The 19,480-nt window shown below is 46.5% G+C and carries 20 protein-coding genes; 13 read left to right on the top strand and 7 right to left on the bottom strand.

Annotated elements, in window-relative coordinates; genetic code table 11:
- Window positions 1-32 precede the first annotated feature (32 nt).
- From R7Q47_RS00835 to R7Q47_RS00820, 4 genes are all read left to right on the top strand, one after another.
- Window positions 33-743 carry an ABC transporter ATP-binding protein gene (locus R7Q47_RS00835; protein ID WP_213901547.1) on the top strand — a complete coding sequence of 237 codons (711 nt, stop codon included), beginning with the start codon at window positions 33-35 and terminating at the stop codon, window positions 741-743.
- On the top strand, window positions 730-3,240 hold the full coding sequence (locus tag R7Q47_RS00830; RefSeq protein ID WP_248486090.1) for an ABC transporter permease: 2,511 nt from the start codon (window positions 730-732) through the stop codon (window positions 3,238-3,240). Before R7Q47_RS00835 ends, R7Q47_RS00830 begins: the two co-directional genes overlap by 14 nt.
- Window positions 3,240-4,364: a lipocalin-like domain-containing protein gene (locus R7Q47_RS00825; RefSeq protein WP_154204084.1), complete on the top strand. Its 1,125-nt coding sequence runs from the start codon at window positions 3,240-3,242 to the stop codon at window positions 4,362-4,364. The genes R7Q47_RS00830 and R7Q47_RS00825 overlap by 1 nt, the downstream gene beginning before the upstream one ends.
- Window positions 4,365-4,443: 79 nt before the next feature.
- Window positions 4,444-4,710, top strand: a complete 267-nt coding sequence (locus R7Q47_RS00820; RefSeq protein ID WP_004746427.1) for a DUF2999 family protein — start codon at window positions 4,444-4,446, stop codon at window positions 4,708-4,710.
- A gap of 110 nt (window positions 4,711-4,820) precedes the next feature.
- On the opposite strand, the gene R7Q47_RS00815 is transcribed toward R7Q47_RS00820, so the two are convergent.
- Together R7Q47_RS00815 and R7Q47_RS00810 are read right to left on the bottom strand one after the other, a co-directional pair.
- Entirely contained in the window at window positions 4,821-5,408 is a 588-nt protein-coding gene (locus R7Q47_RS00815) for a GNAT family N-acetyltransferase (RefSeq protein ID WP_154204085.1), read from the bottom strand.
- A 91-nt stretch (window positions 5,409-5,499) separates the two neighbouring features.
- A complete protein-coding gene (locus R7Q47_RS00810) occupies window positions 5,500-6,363 on the bottom strand; it encodes a helix-turn-helix domain-containing protein (protein ID WP_154204086.1) in 864 nt (287 codons plus the stop codon).
- A 184-nt stretch (window positions 6,364-6,547) separates the two neighbouring features.
- On the opposite strand from R7Q47_RS00810, the gene R7Q47_RS00805 reads away from it, so the two are divergent.
- Window positions 6,548-7,447 carry an AraC family transcriptional regulator gene (locus tag R7Q47_RS00805; RefSeq protein ID WP_318088512.1) on the top strand — a complete coding sequence of 300 codons (900 nt, stop codon included), beginning with the start codon at window positions 6,548-6,550 and terminating at the stop codon, window positions 7,445-7,447.
- Window positions 7,448-7,503: 56 nt separating this feature from the next.
- On the opposite strand, the gene R7Q47_RS00800 is transcribed toward R7Q47_RS00805, so the two are convergent.
- Window positions 7,504-7,926, bottom strand: a complete 423-nt coding sequence (locus tag R7Q47_RS00800) for an organic hydroperoxide resistance protein (protein ID WP_318088510.1) — start codon at window positions 7,924-7,926, stop codon at window positions 7,504-7,506.
- A 137-nt stretch (window positions 7,927-8,063) separates the two neighbouring features.
- On the opposite strand from R7Q47_RS00800, the gene R7Q47_RS00795 reads away from it, so the two are divergent.
- The 4 genes from R7Q47_RS00795 to R7Q47_RS00780 all read left to right on the top strand — a co-directional run bounded on the left by R7Q47_RS00795 (window position 8,064) and on the right by R7Q47_RS00780 (window position 12,636).
- Window positions 8,064-8,522, top strand: a complete 459-nt coding sequence (locus R7Q47_RS00795; RefSeq protein WP_213962286.1) for a MarR family winged helix-turn-helix transcriptional regulator — start codon at window positions 8,064-8,066, stop codon at window positions 8,520-8,522.
- Between the two features lie 305 nt (window positions 8,523-8,827).
- Window positions 8,828-9,385, top strand: a complete 558-nt coding sequence (gene ahpC / locus R7Q47_RS00790; RefSeq protein ID WP_005374632.1) for an alkyl hydroperoxide reductase subunit C — start codon at window positions 8,828-8,830, stop codon at window positions 9,383-9,385.
- A 336-nt stretch (window positions 9,386-9,721) separates the two neighbouring features.
- Complete coding sequence (gene ahpF / locus R7Q47_RS00785) at window positions 9,722-11,290, top strand: alkyl hydroperoxide reductase subunit F (protein ID WP_318088508.1); 1,569 nt, start codon at window positions 9,722-9,724, stop codon at window positions 11,288-11,290.
- A 926-nt stretch (window positions 11,291-12,216) separates the two neighbouring features.
- Window positions 12,217-12,636, top strand: a complete 420-nt coding sequence (locus R7Q47_RS00780) for a VOC family protein (RefSeq protein WP_186585576.1) — start codon at window positions 12,217-12,219, stop codon at window positions 12,634-12,636.
- A 77-nt stretch (window positions 12,637-12,713) separates the two neighbouring features.
- On the opposite strand, the gene R7Q47_RS00775 is transcribed toward R7Q47_RS00780, so the two are convergent.
- Together R7Q47_RS00775 and R7Q47_RS00770 are read right to left on the bottom strand one after the other, a co-directional pair.
- Entirely contained in the window at window positions 12,714-13,253 is a 540-nt protein-coding gene (locus R7Q47_RS00775) for a CAP domain-containing protein (protein WP_213962284.1), read from the bottom strand.
- Between the two features lie 127 nt (window positions 13,254-13,380).
- Complete coding sequence (locus tag R7Q47_RS00770; RefSeq protein WP_213897466.1) at window positions 13,381-14,337, bottom strand: LysR family transcriptional regulator; 957 nt, start codon at window positions 14,335-14,337, stop codon at window positions 13,381-13,383.
- Window positions 14,338-14,463: 126 nt separating this feature from the next.
- Here R7Q47_RS00770 and R7Q47_RS00765 point away from each other — a divergent pair, with 126 nt between their 5' ends.
- The 3 genes from R7Q47_RS00765 (at window position 14,464) to R7Q47_RS00755 (ending at window position 16,663) form a co-directional block, all read left to right on the top strand.
- Window positions 14,464-15,150: a DJ-1/PfpI family protein gene (locus R7Q47_RS00765; protein ID WP_225473594.1), complete on the top strand. Its 687-nt coding sequence runs from the start codon at window positions 14,464-14,466 to the stop codon at window positions 15,148-15,150.
- A 120-nt stretch (window positions 15,151-15,270) separates the two neighbouring features.
- On the top strand, window positions 15,271-15,801 hold the full coding sequence (locus R7Q47_RS00760; protein WP_255209459.1) for a sigma-70 family RNA polymerase sigma factor: 531 nt from the start codon (window positions 15,271-15,273) through the stop codon (window positions 15,799-15,801).
- A 166-nt stretch (window positions 15,802-15,967) separates the two neighbouring features.
- Complete coding sequence (locus R7Q47_RS00755; RefSeq protein WP_005383527.1) at window positions 15,968-16,663, top strand: VC0807 family protein; 696 nt, start codon at window positions 15,968-15,970, stop codon at window positions 16,661-16,663.
- A 73-nt stretch (window positions 16,664-16,736) separates the two neighbouring features.
- On the opposite strand, the gene R7Q47_RS00750 is transcribed toward R7Q47_RS00755, so the two are convergent.
- Entirely contained in the window at window positions 16,737-17,729 is a 993-nt protein-coding gene (locus tag R7Q47_RS00750; RefSeq protein WP_154204091.1) for a zinc-dependent alcohol dehydrogenase family protein, read from the bottom strand.
- An 88-nt stretch (window positions 17,730-17,817) separates the two neighbouring features.
- The gene (locus R7Q47_RS00745; RefSeq protein WP_025768697.1) at window positions 17,818-18,633 is read right to left on the bottom strand and encodes an AraC family transcriptional regulator; all 816 of its coding nucleotides are present in this window, start codon (window positions 18,631-18,633) and stop codon (window positions 17,818-17,820) included.
- 111 nt (window positions 18,634-18,744) lie between these two features.
- On the opposite strand from R7Q47_RS00745, the gene R7Q47_RS00740 reads away from it, so the two are divergent.
- On the top strand, window positions 18,745-19,437 hold the full coding sequence (locus R7Q47_RS00740; RefSeq protein WP_005383543.1) for an MOSC domain-containing protein: 693 nt from the start codon (window positions 18,745-18,747) through the stop codon (window positions 19,435-19,437).
- The last annotated feature ends 43 nt before the right edge of the window (window positions 19,438-19,480 follow it).

Here is a 19,480-nt window from a genome sequence, read left to right as displayed (position 1 = left end):
GAAACGACACCTTTTGAATACAGGGAGAGGAAATGGAAAGCCCACTTGTCACACTCAAACACGCCAGCAAAAGCTTTGTCGATGGCAAAGAGACACATCGCGTGTTGGAAGGCGTCGACTTTACGTTGAACACAGGAGCGAGCGTTGCGCTGACGGGTGCAAGTGGTAGCGGCAAAAGTACCTTACTCAATGTCATCGCTGGCTTTGAGCCGCTTTCCGATGGTGAGTTGTGGTTAGATGGCGATAACACGGCGGCTTGGAAAGACCCACAATGGAGCCGATTTCGACATAAAAAACTCGGTGTTATCTTTCAGCAATTTAATCTATTAACGCCACTCAACGTGCAGCAAAACATCGCCTTCCCTCTGCATTTGAATCAACAAAAATGGAACGACTGGTGCAATTATTTGGTCGAGACTCTAGGCATCAGCCAACTGCTCGACAGGCATGTTTCTGCCCTTTCCGGTGGCCAACAACAACGAGTCGCTATTGCGCGCGCATTGGCACACAAACCTAAACTGCTACTTGCTGATGAACCCACAGGAAACCTTGACCAAAAAGCAGGGTTAGAAGTGATGAAACTGCTCAGTGAAATCACCACCCAAGGCAATACCGCCGTGCTCTTGGTGACCCACAGCCATGAATGCGCTGAATTTATGAAAGCACGGCTGCGATTGGATAACAGTCAGCTACAGAACAGCCATCAAGTAAACAAACATGAGCTTCACCATGAAGCAAACTAAGCCATCAAACACCAGATTCACTCATACTCGACTCGCCCTGAATCTGTTTGCAGCGCACTATCGGCAGGCGCCACTGCAAGCCGCCGCAATTCTGATAGGTATCGTGCTGGCCGTGACCTTGTTTGTTGCGGTGCAAGCCATCAACCTCAATGCCAAGCGCAGTTATGCGGAGTCTACCGAGCAGCTTAGCGCACAAGCTCAGAACGTAATTATTCCACCAGCAGGGCAAAACTATCTGCCCGAATCGCTCTACTTCACCCTTAGACAAAACGGGCTCAGTGCAGCGCTACCTGTAATCGAAGGGCGAGTGAGAGACGAACAAGGGCGTCGCTGGTCAGTACAAGGCAGCGAGTTGATTGCCGCCATCTCTTCACGTTCGCGCTATTCTTCAGAAAACCAACAAAACGTATCTTTGTTCGATAGTGCGTTACCTTTACCTGAGCTTTTAGCTGGCAAGCCAATCGTGATGATGAGTCAATCTCAACATCAAAACTTAGGAGAAGTAGAAACCCTAACTCTGGACGACATTCCAACCCAAGTGGTGGTGCTACCCGACGAATGGCAGTTAGGTAGCCGAATGTTGATGGACATTGGTTTTGCCCAGCAACTGCTCAATAAACAAGGACAGCTCAGTTACATTGCGGTTTTCCATTTGGGTGTTAAAGGGAATAAAGACACGCAAGCAAATTGGCAGAAGCTGATTGGCGATCAAGGGCAATGGATTTCCAACAATCAAAGCACAGACCTTGGCTCGCTGACCGACAGCTTTCACCTCAATCTCACAGCAATGAGCTTACTTGCCTTTTTAGTCGGGCTGTTCATTGCCTACAACGGCGTAAAATACAGTTTGCTGAAACGCAATCGTCTGTTAGTACAAATCCAACAGGCAGGTGTTGCGCCGAGCATTGTGTTCTCTGCGCTGTTGGTTGAACTCACTATTCTCGTTACCATCGGTGCTTCACTGGGTTTTGTATTGGGCATGCAGCTCAGCCATTGGTTGCATCCGACCGTAGCACTGACTCTAGAACAACTTTATGGTGCGACACTGCTGCCCGGCACTTGGCAGTGGCAATGGTGGGCGCAAGCCCTGCTGCTCACGTTAGCCGCAACACTATTGGCATGTTGGCAGCACTTTAAACAGCGAGTGCGCCAGCCGCTCTCCTCTCATGGTGGATTTTATCAAGCACCTGAAGCCTCTAACGAAAACCAATTGTTCTTGATAGGTGCTGCGTTAACGATTCTTGCGCTTGCGGGTTTGTGGCTGAGTGAGCACCACCGATTTACCATGGCGTGGCTCGGCGTGCTTGTGGTGTCGATTCCTTTGTATCTACCCAAAACACTCAGCGTATTAGCCAATTGGTGTGAAAAACGCACCAGTTCCGGTTTGATGCAGTATCTGTTTGCTGAGCTGCGCGAGCTGATTTCTCCGCTTTCTCTCGCCATGATGGCACTGCTACTCGCCGTTACAGCCAATATGGGCATGAACACGCTAGTTGGCAGCTTTGAGTCCACCCTAAAGCAGTGGTTAGAACAAAGGTTACACGCTGATATTTACGTCAGCCCTGCCCAAGGGGAAATCGCAGATGTAGAGCGCGCATTAGGACAGTTCGATAAGGTTGAGACCGTCTACAAGCAATACTACGTCGATGATAACCTGCAAGGTTTACCGATTTTGCTTGGCACTAAAGACAAAGACACCTTAGAGCAAACCATGGTGTTCAAATCGCATTTGGAGAACTTCTGGCCGCGCTTTTACCAAGGTGAGTTAGTCGCTATTAGTGAGCCAACCGCGGTCAAACTGGGTTTATCACTGGGTAGCGAGCTCACGCTTGATGCCGTTCCAAATAAGAACCTACTTGTGGGTGCGGTATTCCATGATTACGGCTCACCCAACGGTGAAGTCTTATTAGCACCAAAGTTATGGCAAGAGAGTGGCTTTACCGACCTGCCAACAAGCCTTGGTATTAAAGTCTCGGGTGACACACAAATCGTCTACGAGCAACTGCGCGAGCAACTGAATCTGCATCCAAGTCAGCTCTACGATCAGGCGCAAATCAAATCCATCGCGTTGGATATATTCTCGCAGACCTTCGCCATTACGCGTGCGCTCAACGGCGTGACGTTGATGGTCGCGGTGATTGGCTTGTTCAGTGCTTGTTTCATGTTGCTCGACGCGCGTAAAGCCGCCATTGCAAGGCTGTATGCACTTGGCGTTAATCGTCGTAAATTAATGACCATGGTGGTCGGACAGATCGTCGCTTTGGTCAGTTTTACTCTGGTTATCGCCCTGCCCCTCGGTGCCATGGTGGGTTATGTACTGACAGACATCGTCACCTTGCGCGCTTTTGGTTGGAGCTTAAATTATCTGTGGAATTGGAGTGACGCCCTCAGCATTGCGGCGATCACCATCTTGGTGGCAGTGATTGCGACCTTGATTCCGCTGTGGCGATTGGTCAGCAAGCCTGTCGTATCCAGTTTGCAAAGCGAGGTGTTGTGATGGTTCGATTGGCAAGCAAACTTACTCTACTCATAAGCAGCTTATTCCTATTCGGTTGTGAAGATGCCCAACAAAAAAATATGGGCACGCACAATATGGGCACGTTGCTGGGCAGTGGAGATACACAAAGCGAGAGCAACTTATTCACACCCGTAGAAAAAGGGGTTGAACTCACCTTTCCTACCGATCATCAAGCGCACCCCGACTTTCGTCATGAATGGTGGTACTTAACCGCTAACTTAATTGATGAAGATGGCAACCCACTTGGCGTCCAGTGGACACAATTTCGCTTTGCTGCTGCGCCACCAAAAGGCGAAGATGACGTAAAGAAAACCGAATGGCAAACTCAACAAATCTACATGGCGCACAGCGCGGTCACGACGAAGGACAAACACTACGCCGATGAAAAATGGTCGCGCGACCAAGCCTCTCTCGCTGGCGTCGACACTTCACCATTTCGAGTTTATCTCGATGATTGGCAGTGGATCTCTTCAACCAACGACCTCTTCCCTGCCACATTGAAGGCAAACTCCGAACAGTTTGGCTATTCGCTGACGCTTACCAGCAGCGCACCTTATCAAAAGCAAGGCGAGCAAGGGTACAGCACCAAAAGCGCCGATGGTCAGGTGGCTTCGTATTACTACAGCCAACCGTTTATTGAAGTCTCCGGTGAAGTCACGATCGACGGCAAAACCCATCAAGTATCCGGCAAAGGTTGGATAGACCGAGAGTGGAGCTCGCAATTCTTACTCGACTCACAACAAGGCTGGGACTGGTTTGCCCTAAGATTGAATGACGAGACCAGCTTGGTGGTGTTCCAGTTGCGGGATTCCAAAACCGGAGCAGCCAGTTACTCCAACGCAAGACTGATGCAGCAAGATGGCTCTGGCATCGCCATTTCTCAAAAAGACATTCAGTTAAAGGCAACTAAGCAAACAGAAATCCAAGGTCGAAAGTATCCAACCGAGTGGCAAGTGTCGATTCCTAACCAACAAATCGAGCTCACTGTTTCTGCACTCAACCCGAACGCGAAAATGCCGCTTTCGGTACCTTATTGGGAAGGCCCTGTACGTATTGATGGCTCTCATTCTGGGACTGGTTACATGGAGCTAACAGGGTATTGAAATATTGCGCGGGAGCCCCAATTATTCTGCTAGAACAAATACTGGCAACCAAGTCATACACTGATTGAAAGGAAATATGATGAACCCAATTATCGCCTTGCTGAAAGAGAACAACATCAGCGATGAACAGATCAACGAAATCTTCCAGACTCTGACGCAAAACCCGCTCGCGGCAATGGCAACAATCAGCCAACTAGGTTTGCCACAAGACAAGCTACAAATGCTGATGGCGCAAGTGATGCAAAACCCTGCGCTAATTAAAGAAGCCGTAGACGAGTTGGGATTGGATTTCTCAAAGGTTGAAGAAGCAAAAGAGAAGCTTCAAAGCCAAAACCAAGGCAACTAAGTCTTAGCCATTTAGCGCTGAATATAGAAAAGGCCGTTAACCCGAGCATGTGTGTTAACGGCCTTTTTTGTTCCTACTTTGTTTTTGACTACTTTTCTGTCAGCTAATTATTAGCGATTTAGAGACGCGAATTGTTCTGCGGTTATACCGTAGTACAGCTTGTTGTCAAAGCCTTGCTCTAGTTTGTAGTAGTCTTTCTGACGGCCTTCTTGAGTAAAACCATTTTTCTCTAACGTCTTGTAAGAACCTGCATTAGAAGCGTAGCAATCGGCACTGACTTTATGGGCGTTTAGCTCAGTAAAGCCAATCTCGGTCATCATTTGGCAAGCGCGAGTCGCAACGCCTTTGCCCCATGCGCAAGTAGGTAGCTGATAACCCACTTCGTAGTTGCCATTTAAGAACATCACTGCGGTCACTGCACACATTCCCATGTACTGACCTTGTTGACCACGAATCACGAACGTTGGACTATCTGGCCAAACACCGTCTTTGATCGCTTGTGCCGTATTTTTAATAATAGGGCCAAAGAAACCCTCATATAGGCTGTTGTCAGCAGGTGCGAAGAACAGATATTGATTGACCTTATCATCGTTCAACATCTCGATAATATCTTGTAGATCAGAGCCTTGAATCAGTTGGATAGTCAACGATTCGTTAAATGGGATGGCTTCGCCTTGTTTTAGTTTTTGATATGACATGTGTTACCTCGTTATCTGCTGAAAATAGTAGCTCAGCGGATAAGAGAAAAATTGGATTTTTGCGACAACTTTCGGGCTGATTAGCAATGTATTACGACTCAAAATCGCCATAGATATCGATGGTTAAGTCGCGCTTTTTCAAGTACTTGCTCGGTGTTTTTCTTAGCTGCTGTTTGAGGGTACGAATCAAATGCGATTGGTCACTGAAACCAAATTGCTGTGAGAAGCTCGCCCAATCAATCGCTTCTTGTTGCTTGTAGAGAGTCAAAATCATCTGCTCCAGACGTGCCATTTGTTGATACTGCTTAACGCTCAACCCCACCACTTGCTTGAAACTGCGCTCAAGCGTTCTGCGAGAACAGGCGCACTGTTTGGCTATCTCATCAATATCCATCGCTAACTCAGGTGAGCGTAGTGCTTGAGCGTCCATCACGGATACCGCTTTTTGTGATGCCAAAAACGGTTTGGTACGGCAAGGGTCGGTAGCTAACGCATCTAGATGTTGTTTGATGTAGTTCAGCAAACATTGCGGTGAATCTTGCAACTCTAGCTGCCATAGGCCCTGTTGAAAGCGCTCATCAAACGCCGCGCTGAGCCAATCAAACCATTCGCATTGGTTAATTGCGCTAACTTGGGGGGCATCACGAAACCGTGATTCAATGGCATACAAACCCTCTGGGCGAAAGGTGATACCAATACGCTTGATGGGTGCCGTATCTTCCAACAACAGTAAATGTTCGTTAGCCGTTAATAAGTGGCAGCCTTTGCCAGCAAGCGTTGTGTCTCCCGTGTCGTAGCTGTAGCCTTGCTCTGATGGCGTAAAGAGTAAATGAGCACGCGGGTTTGGAATAAGGTGCGGCTTGGGGTCAATGACTTCACCCTCTGGCACTTCCAAGTACCAAATTTGATGAATAAGCCATTCGTACTCTGGCAGAGACTGTTTCCAAGCTATCATGATTGTCCTAGCGGTTAGTAAAGATAATAAGCGCGACGTTTTTGCTTCAACATCTGTTCGTTGAGTGTGACTGATTGACGCTCATCTCGCCACGCATTTCTCACCTAGTTCCCTTGCAAGCTTGTTGGATTACGGTAGGCTTTGAGCAGAGAATACAAGCTGAAAAGAACAAGGAAATACCTCGATGCGCGTCGACTACCACCAACGACTGATTCCTGTGATTCGCTTTTTAGAACAACACTTTAATGAACCACTCAACCTGCCAGAAGTAGCCGCGCTGGCGAACCTTTCCCCTTATCACTTTCATCGTACCTTCAAAGCCGTGCAAGGCGAAACACTGGCCGACTTCATTCGACGTTTACGTCTAGAAGCCGCCGCCGATGACTTATTCAAATCCAAACAACCGGTATTGAACATTGCCCTAGAGTACGGATTTTCTAGCTCACAGAGCTTAGCCAAAGCCTTCAAACAACATTATGGCGTCACGCCTACGGCCTTTCGTGACTGCGAAAACTACCAGCAGTTTTCTGAATTAGCACGAAACAGCAAGATTGGACACACGTTGCGCAAGAATGGAAACGAAGTAACACCAAGCGATTCATATACTGGCTCTGAACTCACCAAATGGAGCACGACAATGGAAACGCAAAACTTTGAAAAAGCAAAACTGGCTTACATTCGCGTAAACGGCCCTTACGGCCAAGGCTATGAGGAGCCATCAGGTCGCTTGTATCAATGGGCAGGAATGAAAGGTTTGCCGGGCAATACCTGCATCTTCATCTACCATGACAATCCTGAAATCACGCCAGACGAGAAGTGTCGCACTGATATCTGCTTGATGGTGCCAGAAGATACCGAAGTTCCGAAAGGCATTGAGCTGCAAGACTTCCCCGGCGGTCAATATGCGGTGATGCGCCAGCACATTACTGACCCAAGCCAATACTCAAAAGCGTGGGATGATGTCATGAGCAAAGTGATTGAATCCGGTATTGAGAACGACGACCGTCCTTGCTTCGAGCTTTACCACAGCTTCGACCCACAAACGCACCATGCAGACGTTAGCTTCTGCACTGCCATCAAATAAACCAAAAGCCTGCGCACTTGCAGGCTTTCTTGTCTTTGTAACGTGGTAAGAACCGCTTAAATTGCTTCGCCGTTTACCGTTACTGCGACATCAATGTTGCCACGAACTGCGTTTGAGTATGGGCAAACTTGGTGTGCAATGCGCGTTAGCTCTAGCGCTTGTTCTTGTGGCATGTCTAGCTCTACCGCTAGGCTCACTGTCAGTGCAAAGCCGCCGTTGTCGTTCGGACCAATGCCCACTTCCGCTGTTACGGGTGCGCTTTTCAGGTTTACTTTACCTTCACGTGCTACGTGCAAAATCGCGTTAGAAAAACACGCTGAATAGCCCGCTGCAAAAAGCAGTTCTGGGTTAGTTGCTGCGCCTGTGCCGCCCATTTCCTTCGGGTATGACAGCTCTAGATCGAGAAGACCGTCATCTGTTTTTACTTGACCATTACGACCAGCCAAAGCGGTAGCTTGAGTTTTGTATAGAGTAGTCATGCGAGTGTCCTTCTTAATTTAAGTTGTGCGCAATTTAATTGCTTACAATCTTATATCGAAGTAAAGATCGTTTGCAACTATATTGTGCACAATTTATTTTATAACTCTCTTTCTCTGTGAGCAGGTAGGCAACGCCAATGAGCCAGTGTTACACCGACAACACCATGACCGACGACGATAAACTCTTACTCGAAAACCAAGCTTGCTTCCCGCTCTACAGCGCAGCAAATGCCGTGATCCGAGCTTACCGCCCGTTGCTGGACGAGCTTGATCTGACTTATTCGCAGTACTTAGTGATGATGGTGCTGTGGGAAAAAGACGGTGCCAGCGTAAAAGAATTGGGGTCACAACTGCATTTGGACTCAGGCACACTTACGCCGCTACTTAAACGATTAGAAGCAAAAGGCTATGTAGAACGCGGCCGAAGTGAAACCGATGAGCGCGTTCGCGTACTCAACCTCACCGAGCAAGGTCGTGACCTTAAAGAACAAGCCAAGTCGGTGCCAAACGCCATGATGTGCAAAATCACCTTAGAGCTAGATGAAATGATCATGCTGAAGAAGTTGTGTGGCAAAGTGCTCGACAATCTGGGCTAACAAAATAGAAGTATCCGCTTTCCCACTTCCTATTAAAAAGAGCCTGCCGAGATGCAGGCTCTTTCGCTCTTAGCTAGAAGATCTACTCAAAGTCATCATCGGTATTCTCTATTGCTAATCTGCCTTCATCTTCAATAAAACCTATCAAAGCAAACTCACTTACATCGGATTTCCCTATCAAGTGAAATAGGAAATGGCTATCAATAGGATAGTTACAAGCGATTTTCCTTAAACACACTCCGATGAGAATATACTTTCCGAAAGCAACAACAGCTCAGCTTAAAACATTCAAAGGAAAGTAAATTATGATTAATACTCAAATCAAACCATTTGCAGCTACAGCGTACAAAAACGGCGAATTCGTTGAAGTAACAGAACAAGACGTTCTAGGTAAATGGGCAGTATTCTTCTTCTACCCAGCAGACTTTACGTTTGTATGTCCAACAGAACTGGGCGACCTAGCAGACCATTACGAAGAGCTACAAAAACGTGGCGTAGAAGTTTACTCAGTATCAACTGACACACACTTCACTCACAAAGCATGGCACGACAGCTCAGACACAATCGGTAAGATTCAGTACTACATGCTTGGCGACCAAACAGGCAACATCACAAACAACTTCGGTGTGATGCGTGAAGGTCAAGGTCTTGCAGACCGCGCTACGTTCCTAATCGACCCAGAAGGTACTATCCAAGCAATGGAAATCACTGCTGAAGGTATCGGTCGTGACGCAGAAGACCTACTACGCAAAGTGAAAGCAGCTCAATACGTAGCAGCGCACCCAGGCGAAGTTTGCCCAGCTAAATGGAAAGAAGGTGAAGAGACACTAGCTCCATCACTAGACCTAGTTGGCAAAATCTAAGCCACTGAAATTTAAGTTCTAATCGGTTCCCGATTTCCTTTTTCTGATTAGAACTGAATTAGAGAGCACTTCAGGTTAGATACCTTGACGACCTTCTGCCTGATTTGCTCTCTCCCCCTCAGGTTTTATCTACAGTAACCACTTTTTATTACCTATCTGAATAAGTAGGTGTGCAGTAATTGCGTAGAAAAAAATCGTTTAGAACCAGGCATAGATTTTCGATAGCTAGTTACTCTAACTACAAAATCTATAACGCAGTTATCAACGATTTTAGCTAGCAAGAATGAACAAATACTTGTTTTGATTGGTAACTATTTAATTAAGGTAGTAACAACTATGTTAGACCAAGCGATCCAACAACAACTCAAACAATATCTGGCTAATGTAAAAGAAGAAGTTCGTTTAGTGGTTAGTCTAGATGAAAGCAAAGCATCGAATGACATTTTGTCTCTAGCGAACCAAATCGCAGAGATGAGCGACCTAATCACCGTTGAACGTGACGACAACGCAAGCGCACGTAAACCTGTGATGGCGGTAACTAACCCAGCAAAAGACACAGCACTGCGCTTTGCAGGCTTGCCAATGGGTCACGAATTTACCTCTCTAGTATTGGCACTGCTTCACTCTGGCGGTCACCCAATCAAACTAGAACCAGAAGTGATTGAGCAAATCGCAGCACTAGACAAAGATCTAGACGTAGAAATCTTCATTTCACTGTCGTGCCAAAACTGTCCGGACGTGGTTCAAGCGTTCAACATGATGGCGGCGATCAACCCGAAAGTAAAAGCAACCATGATCGACGGTGGTTTGTTCCAAGATGAAGTAAAACAACGCGACATCATGGCCGTACCAAGCGTATTCGTGAACGGTGAGCTATTCGGTCAAGGCCGTATGTCTCTGACTGAAATCCTAAACAAAGTCGATGACGGCGCGAGCGAGAAAGCCGCGAAAGCACTGAGCGAAAAAGACCCATACGATGTACTTGTTGTCGGCGGTGGTCCTGGTGGTAGCGCAGCTGCTCTATACGCTGCTCGTAAAGGTATTCGCACTGGCGTTGTTGCTAAACGCTTTGGTGGTCAGGTCATGGACACCATGGCAATTGAGAACTTCATTTCGGTAAAACGCACTGAAGGTCCAAAACTGGCAACTGACCTAGCAGAACACCTAAAAGAATACGATGTAGACGTCGTGACTGAGCAACAAGCTGAGAAGCTAATGGGCGCAGCACATACAGAAGATGGTTTGATTCACATCCAACTTGAAAGCGGCGCAACGCTGAAGAGTAAGAGTGTCATCTTAAGCCCAGGTGCACGCTGGCGTGAAATGAACGTTCCGGGTGAGCAAGAGTACCGCAACAAAGGTGTCGCGTACTGTCCACACTGTGACGGTCCACTGTTCAAAGGTAAGAAAACTGCAGTTATCGGTGGTGGTAACTCAGGTATCGAAGCAGCTATCGACCTTGCTGGTATCGTAGAACACGTAACGGTTCTTGAATTCGCAGACGTACTTCGCGCAGACCAAGTGCTTATCGACAAAGCGAACTCACTACCAAACGTAGACATCATCACGATGGCGCAAACAACAGAAGTAGTGGGTGACGGTACTCGCGTAACAAGCTTGAAGTACAAAGACCGCAACACAGATGAAATCAAAGAGATTGAATTGTCAGGTATCTTTGTTCAAATCGGTCTAGTACCAAACACAGAATGGCTAAAAGATTCAGAAGTAGCCCTATCTGAGCGCGGCGAGATTGAAGTCGGTAGCCGTGGCGATACTAGCTTAGAAGGTGTGTTCGCAGCGGGTGACGCAACAACCGTTCCTTACAAGCAGATCATCATTGCGATGGGTGAAGGTGCAAAAGCAAGCTTAGGCGCATTTGACTACCTAATCCGTAAGCAAGGCTAATCTCCAAATTTCTTGGACACAAAGCGCACGGTGCTGTGTTTTCTTCCCCGGAAAACCAATCGGGGCACCGTGACAGCGATGAGTAACAAGAAATAAAATCAAAAAACCTAGAAGCCCAAAGACTTTGCCAGCAGGTACTAACTGCTGGCTTTTTTGGTTTGGGGAGAGGTGTAAGCAAATCTCTCAGCGCTCCGAGTTCAAACTGGAGGGAATGGCTCTACAATCACGGATAATTCAGTTCACTCCACCAGCATCACAACGCGCTGCGAATAGATTCTGAATACTCGCTTAGGCTCTTGCAGAATGACGCTGTTCGTTTAGCGTTCTCTCCCCGTCATTCCCGCGAACCTAGGTGAGACTCGGAATCTACTCACCGTAAACTCGATCGAAAATGAGTAGCACGAACAAACAAAAGTTGAAACAAGGTTGCAAGCACCTTACCCAACATTCAACCTCAAACCAGCAACCCCACCTAACCTCCCCTTGTATCAAACTCCGAAGCTCTCAACACGCAGAGCTCAAAAGGGAGGAACTGGTTCTGTGCTCGCGGATAATTCAATTCACAACGCAACATAACAACACACTGAAAGTAGATTCTGAATACTCGCTTAGGCTCCTTCAGAATGACGCTGCTCGTTTAGCTCTCTTTCCGTCATTCCCGCGAACCTAGGTGAGGCTGGGAATCTACTCACCACAAACTCGATCGAAAATGATTAGCAAGAACACGAACAAACAAAAGGTGAAACAAGGTTGCAAGCCCCTAACCCAGCTCTCAGATTCAAAGCACCAAACCCACCGAATCTCTCAATGTATCCAGATCCAAAGATATCAACCCTAAAAAATTTTAAAAAAGCCCTTTACCTCAACTTAACTTGAGGTTTTAGCATATTCATCGTTGGCTAGAAAATGACAAAAAGGAGCACATCATGATCCAACTAGAACATATTAACTTAGTCGTGAAAGATATCCCTGAAATGCTGAAGTTTTACCAAACTGCATTTCCACATTGGTACGTGCGTGATGAAGGTAAAGGCGAATGGAGTGGCAAACCAAGAAACTGGCTACATTTTGGCGACGAGTATCAATACATAGCCATGAGTGACCACGGCGAAGGAGAAAACCGCGAGTTGAGCGGGCACCAAGTTGGGCTAGCGCATTTTGCTTATGTGACCAACAACGTCGATGCAATCATCAAAAGACTAACCGATGCAGGTTATCCGATTGCCCAACCTGGCGCTGATGAACCATACCGCAAAAATGTGTATTTTATTGACCCTGCAGGTTTTGAGATTGAATTTGTTGAATACCTGGTGGATGACCCAAAACTTCGTAACCTGACAAGCTAAAAGAGATGTAAATAATAAAACGCCAGCAGATAGTGACTGCTGGCGTTTTATTTTATCTATCAGGCTTCTTTATCGCATTAGCGCTGTTTGGCGAAAACCTGAGTCCAGTAATACCCGTAACGTGCAGAGTGATTTTCGACAAGCGACGCGCCCATCTGATCAAAATCCGCACTCATGATATTAAGGCAGTGACCTTCACTCGATAACCACGCGTTAACGACGGCGTTAATGGTACTTTGCCCTACGGCGACATTCTCACCAATGGCGCTCCAAGCATAACCCGTTGCGTTAACTCGATCTGACATTTTGCTGCCATCAGAGCCTGTGTGGCTCATGAAATCGCTGTTCGCCATATCGCTTGAATGTCGATAAGCGGCGCTTTCCAAATCGTAGCTCCAAGTCAGGGCCCCAACAGGTGGCATGGTGGTTGCGCCACACTGTTGTGTAGTAGAGCGGGCGCTGTTGACCGCTGCAAGCATCTGCTCGGCAAATGTGCCTTGTGACGATGTGGAACCTGTGTTTTGTGAGCCGCTTTCTGTTGGGGCTGACGACTCCCCATCGCCGCCACATGCGCTGAGAAGTAGGGCCAAAGCAGGCACTAAGATCTTAGTTGGCATTGTCTTTCCTTTATGAGTGACGAAGAGCAAACTGCGCTTTTCGATAATAACGCCCAATAAACTAACAAAAACCAATAAAAGCGCCATATAGCTTAGGGGGTTTTAACCAAAGACTCACATGAAGTTTTCAATCGCCTTGGTTCGGTCGATAAATCGGCAACGTTTCAGCCCAAGTATGGAATGGCGTTTCATCCATATCCTGTATTGCTTGAGTGATAAAATCGATGAACACCCTCACTCGGGCAGGCACATATTCCCGGTTGGCATAGAGAAGATACACGCCATTTCCTGCTTGGCGCATGCTCGGAAATATCGGCACTAAACGCCCCGCTTTAAGCCAGTCTCTCGCGATAAAATGAGGGATCTGAGTCAATCCTAAGCCTTCTGCGCAAAGCTCTGCCATGGATTCACCGTCATTTACAATATAGTTTCTTTCGGGGTCATATTCACTCGCACCGTCTGGTTCTGGCATCCGAATCGGCAACAGTTTCCCCGTTTGTTTAAAACGAAAACGAACCCAAGAATGGTCATTGAATACACCCGGGCCACTCGGAACACCATGGCGCGCTAAGTACTCCTGACTGGCACAAATGATAAAATCGATAGGGCTGAGCTGACGCACAATCAATTGACTATCGTGAACGACACCAGAGCGAATCGACACATCAATACCTTGCTCAATAATATCAACGTAGGCGTCATCGTAATGAATATCGATAGTGATGTTAGGGTAGCGGCGGCAAAACTCTTTTAATAAAGGACGAATATAGAGGCGACCGTACGAGACTGGCACATTAATCTTAAGCTGCCCTGAAAGCGCATCATTGTGACTTTTTAATGAATCCTCACATGCCGCCAGCTCTTCCAGTACAAACCTAGCAGTATTTGCGTACCGACGACCAGCTTCTGTCAGGCGGCTCTGTCGCGTAGAACGTTGAAAAAGCTGTATACCCAAATCGCTTTCAAGACGATGTATGGCTTTACTCACGGTCGAAGGGTCAGTGCCATACACTTTGGCAGCCGCAGCAAAACTACCGCCATCTAAAGTGGCAATAAAAAATCGTAGGGACCGTATCTTATCCATATAACCAATGAACTCTATTCATGAATTTTATTCACTTTAGTAAAGACAAAGTGGCTCTTCAATCACTAATTAGCCTAAATATAATGAACCTCAATAACTTGATGCTCTGTTAACGAGGAAAAAACCATGGGTAAAAACGGATTGAAGAATGCACTACAACTATTGATAGCAACACTAGTCCTATTCTTTGGGATGCTTCAAACAGCACATGCCGCAGATAAACGAATTGGTATTCTGGTTTACGATGGCGTACTGACCTCTGATGTTACTGCGCCTTTAGAGGTCTTTGGCGTCGCAAGTCGTCTCACTTGGTTTAGTGATTATGACGTGCTCACCATTTCCGTCTCAGATCAGAAAACCATCACCACTGAAGAAGGATTAAAAATTGGTGTGGATGCTTGGATTGGTGATCTGCCGGAACTCGACGTATTGGTTTTAACATCCAGCTATGACATGGATGCACTAATCGAAAATAAAGATCTCATTCACTTTATTAGAACTACCTCAAAGGCGGCAGATTGGATGGCAAGTAATTGCTCTGGCGCGTATTTGTTAGCCGAAGCTGGCCTTTTAAACGGTAAAAAAGCAACAACTTGGGCCGGAGGTGAAAACGGCTTTCAAAGAGATTACCCAGCAGTCAAAGTACAAGTCGACCAGAATTTTGTCATTGATGATGGCGTTATCACTTCGAACGGTAGCCTAGTTAGCTATCAAGCTGCTCTTAAGCTACTTCACCTTATGACTTCAGAGTCTAAAGCTCAGGAAGTCGCAGATGCCATCCAGTACTCACGCTTTTCCAACCAACCATTTTAAGCGTGTAAGAAAGAAATCAGAGTCACCCTTCGATATTTGGAAGGTTAACTCTTCGAATTTGTCTTCCTAATCGAACAACCCTTTTTATCACTGTAAAAGCGATAAAAAGGGTTGTCGTTCATCTGGCAGACACAACGTGCTCTCCAAACTTTTTATCTTAATGCTATGGAAAAACATAAACGTTACGAAGCACTGACGAAAGATCGATACCAAGAGATCTACCGTCTCGCGTATTGGTTATGCAAAGATCACCACCTTGCTCAAGATTTAGCGCAAGAAACCTTTCTGAAAGCGTGGCGATTCTTTGATAAATTAAATGACCCCAACGCCGCGAAGTCTTGGCTCATTACTATTTTGCGTCGTGAGAATGCTCGGCGCTTTGATAGAAAACAGTACGATTTTGTCGACATTGATGAGTGTGCAATACAGACAAAAACCTACCCTGGCAGTGACTACGACATGGCCCAAGATTGGCTTCAAAAACAAATGATGATTCTCGAACCCAAATACCGAGAACCGTTGCTCTTGAGCTTAGTGGCTGGGTTGAATCATGATGAAATTGCCCAAGCCTTGAGGCTCAACCACAACACAGTGGCGACTCGATTATTCAGAGCGCGTAATCAGATCATCGCACAGAAGGAGAGTCATTAAGACACAAAAAGTAGTCAACCATGTAAACTAACTGGCTATGCTCCGGTCTATTTCATAAGTCGTTACACAACTCGACGCTTTAACGCTTTACATCAAGCGCGACTAGATGAACACTTCTTGTCAAAGTACAATAACAGCCGACATAGAGTAGAGTCAGTAAAACATTATGAGTAACACGACGGCGAAAAAGCCGAATCCCTTATTTGAAATCCTTTTCAACGTATTTATCCCTTCCTTCATTTTGATGAAGTTTAGTGGCGATGAGCATCTAGGGACAGCAATGGCGCTGGTTGTCGCTTTGCTATTTCCTATCATTTATGGCGGTATGGACCTTGTCCGTAACAAGAAATTTAACTTTATTTCTGCTCTGGGCTTTATCAGTGTTCTACTAACTGGTGGCATCGGCTTGTTAGAGCTTGATACACGCTGGTTAGCACTAAAAGAAGCCCTGATTCCTGGCCTGATCGGTTTAGCGGTTTTGGGGTCAACGTTTACCCGCTACCCACTGATGCAGAAGTTAGTACTGAATGACACAGTGTTGAATCTCGCGTTGATTAACCAACGTTTAAAAGAAAATGGTAAAACCGATGCGTTCGAACGTTGCCTTATGTCTTCTAACTACCTGTTTGCAAGTACTTTTGCGTTCTCATCTGCAATGAACTACTTCCTTGCGACTTGGATTGTGACTAGCCCTTCTGGTACTGCTGCCTTTAACGAAGAGTTAGGAAAAATGACGCTGTACAGTTATCCAATGATTGCCATCCCAAGTATGTTGATGATGTTCGGTATTTTTTATTACATTTGGCGTCAAGTACGTGCGATGACATCGCTCGAAACAGAGCAAATCTTCCATCTAAAATAGCCCTATCATTACAAATAAACTCATAAAAAAGGGAGGATTTTATCCTCCCTTTTCTCAACAGGCCCACTGTAATTCACAGCGTCAAAATGATTTTTCCTGACACTGCTGACGAGCGTCGCTCAACCATTTCAATCGCTGTTTGAAAGTCCTCTAACGACAGATCATATGCAACGTTTAACTTTATGTCGCTGCTAATAAAGTGTTCTAACATTTCAGCGAACACCGTCTTTCTCCCGCCTTTACCTACCGATTCTTCCCAATACCGCAAAAAGAATGTACTAAAGTCGATGTTGTTGGCCTTCATCGATTCAAAAAACTCAGGCGTATAAGGCGTTAACGACAATGTTCCGTAGTTGATGTATTGGCCGTTTTCTTTCAAGGTACGAATGAGATCCGTGCCAGCCTCACCGCCTATCGCATCCAAAGCGACCGTTGGTTGTGGCAGTTGGCGCGTTTGCAGCTGCGCGTGTAAGTCTTGTTTTGCGTCCAACACTGGAATCGTATCGTACGGATACTTTTCTGGCTTTGAAGTCACAGCAATCAGTGTAAAACCCAGTGAGTGAGCAAGCTGGGCGAATATCTTACCGATCGCTGACCCTGCCGCATTGATGATCACCACATCGCCTTTGTTCAACTTCGCCACTTTAGTGGTGATAACCCACGCGGTTAGCGCGTTGATGTACAATTGGCAGGCATAGCCGTTCTCCAAACTCTCAGGTAGCGGAAAAAGATTCTCAGGCGAGGCATCTATGTAGTATTGCCAAGTACCACTCATCGCCACCAACACCTTTTGCCCAACTTGAAGGCCAGTTTGACCAACTGCACTGACTTCCACCACACGCCCAACCGCTTCAAATCCCGGCACGCGAGGTGGTACGTGAACGCGGCGGTATTGCCCAACACCATGAATGGAAAGCAAGTCACTTGGGTTAATATTGGTGGCTTCCAGTCGCACCCGAACCTTGCCCTGAGCAAGCGGTTTGAGGGGCTCTTTTTCCAACGACAGCGACGTTTTGGGTTGACCAAAACAGAATTGATTCACTCGAGTATTTATCGTTGGTGCCATTGTTATTCATACCATGTAATTGAAATTCAAAAAGGAAGTTTCGCGACTTCTACTCAAAAGCATTAAGTGAAGTCGAAGCTCTGTATTTCTACCTGCGCGATGCGCCGTTCACTCTAAACTGTTGTGGCGTCATATCAAAATAGGCTTTAAATGCTTTGATGTAGGATGAGTCATTTTGATAACCCACTAGGTCTGCAATGGCTTGGATTGGCAACGATTCATCTAACAAAGAAAGCGAGTAAATTAGCCGAATTTGTTGCCGCCAAAGTAGAAATGAAGTGTTGAATTCCTTGGCGAACAGCCGTGATAAAGTACGCTCAGACGCCCCAATTTTCTCCCCCCACTCTTTTAGCGAACAGCTCAACGCTGGCTCGTCAGTCAGTCGCTCGAAAATCAGTTTTAGTCGTCTGTCTTGTGGCAGCAATAACTGAAATGTCTGCACGTTGCGTTTCAAAATTTGATCATGCAGCACCGCCAGTAAATGCAACACTTCTTCGTGGCTTGTCTCACCTTCACACAGTCTGCGGATCTCTTGTAAAAGCTCATTTAAAAACGACGTTAAAGCAATGGTTCTCACTTGTGGCTCGTACGTCGCACCAAACTCAGGGTTGAGGTAAATGCCAACAAATATCGTATTGCTTAAAGCAATCGACTCGTGTTGAACACCCGCAGGAACAAATAACGCAGAGGTGTGTGGAACCAAGTGCTGATAATGCTCCGTTTGTGTTTGCAATAACCCTTTGATAGGAAAGATGATTTGATGCCAAGTGTGTTGATGCAGCGCATCAATGTAACCTTTTGGCATGTCGATGGTTTTCACTAAAACAGGAGAATGGGGATTCGCGGCCATCATCTCATTGGAGGTGACGACGCCTGACTTCGAATCAATTTGGCGAGTTAGCATTGTTAGTTGTCTTTTCATCCCTACACCGACACAAGTTTACTAGGCTATCATGCTCCGCATCGCGAATGAAGGTAAACACTTTATCTCTCATTCAAATAATAAGGAGGTTATATGAAGAAAATCGGCGTCGTAAAAGCTGTGCTAGCAGGGAAAACCGTCCCTTATGCTCATGGAGTGCAAAGCGCAATCAACAAACAAGTGCTACCTGAGCGCCAGCACGCAACAGAGCTTGGCTTTACCAGTGATGAGCAAGGTGATCCGCGCTTTCATGGTGGCATTCAAAAAGCGCTTCATATTTACCCAAGCGAGCACTACCCAATCTGGCAACAAGAATTAGGCAAAAGACCAATTTTCCAATCCGCCGGCGGCTTTGGCGAAAACATCAGCTCCGAAGGCGTCACCGAATCCACGATTTGCTTGAAAGATAAAATTCGCATCGGCTCAACACTACTGGAAGTGTCGCAAGGTCGCATGCCTTGTTGGAAACTTAACGTACGTTTTGACCAACACGACATGGCGAGAAGACTGCAAGATACGCTTCGAACAGGCTGGTATTTCCGAGTGTTGGAAGAAGGCGATATCGGTGCAGGTGACGAGATTATTCTGTGCGAAAGACCTTATCCAGAATGGCCACTGGCTCGCATCATGGGCGCGGTTTTCACTGGCTGTTTAGATAGAAAAGAACTCACTAAGCTGTCTGAGCTGCCGTTAGTCGAGTCTTGGGGCAAGTTGGTCGAGCGCCGCCTAGAAACTGGCGAAGTTGAAGATTGGGAAATGCGCTTGGTTGGCCCAACTGTGGGTTAACACCCCAAAGTAAAATTTAAGCCACGCTCTGAACCGACTATGC

It is taken from the genome of Vibrio sp. Vb0349 (assembly GCF_033338975.1).
Note: the sequence above shows the minus strand (reverse complement) of the source record. Positions and strands in the feature narration are given on the sequence as shown.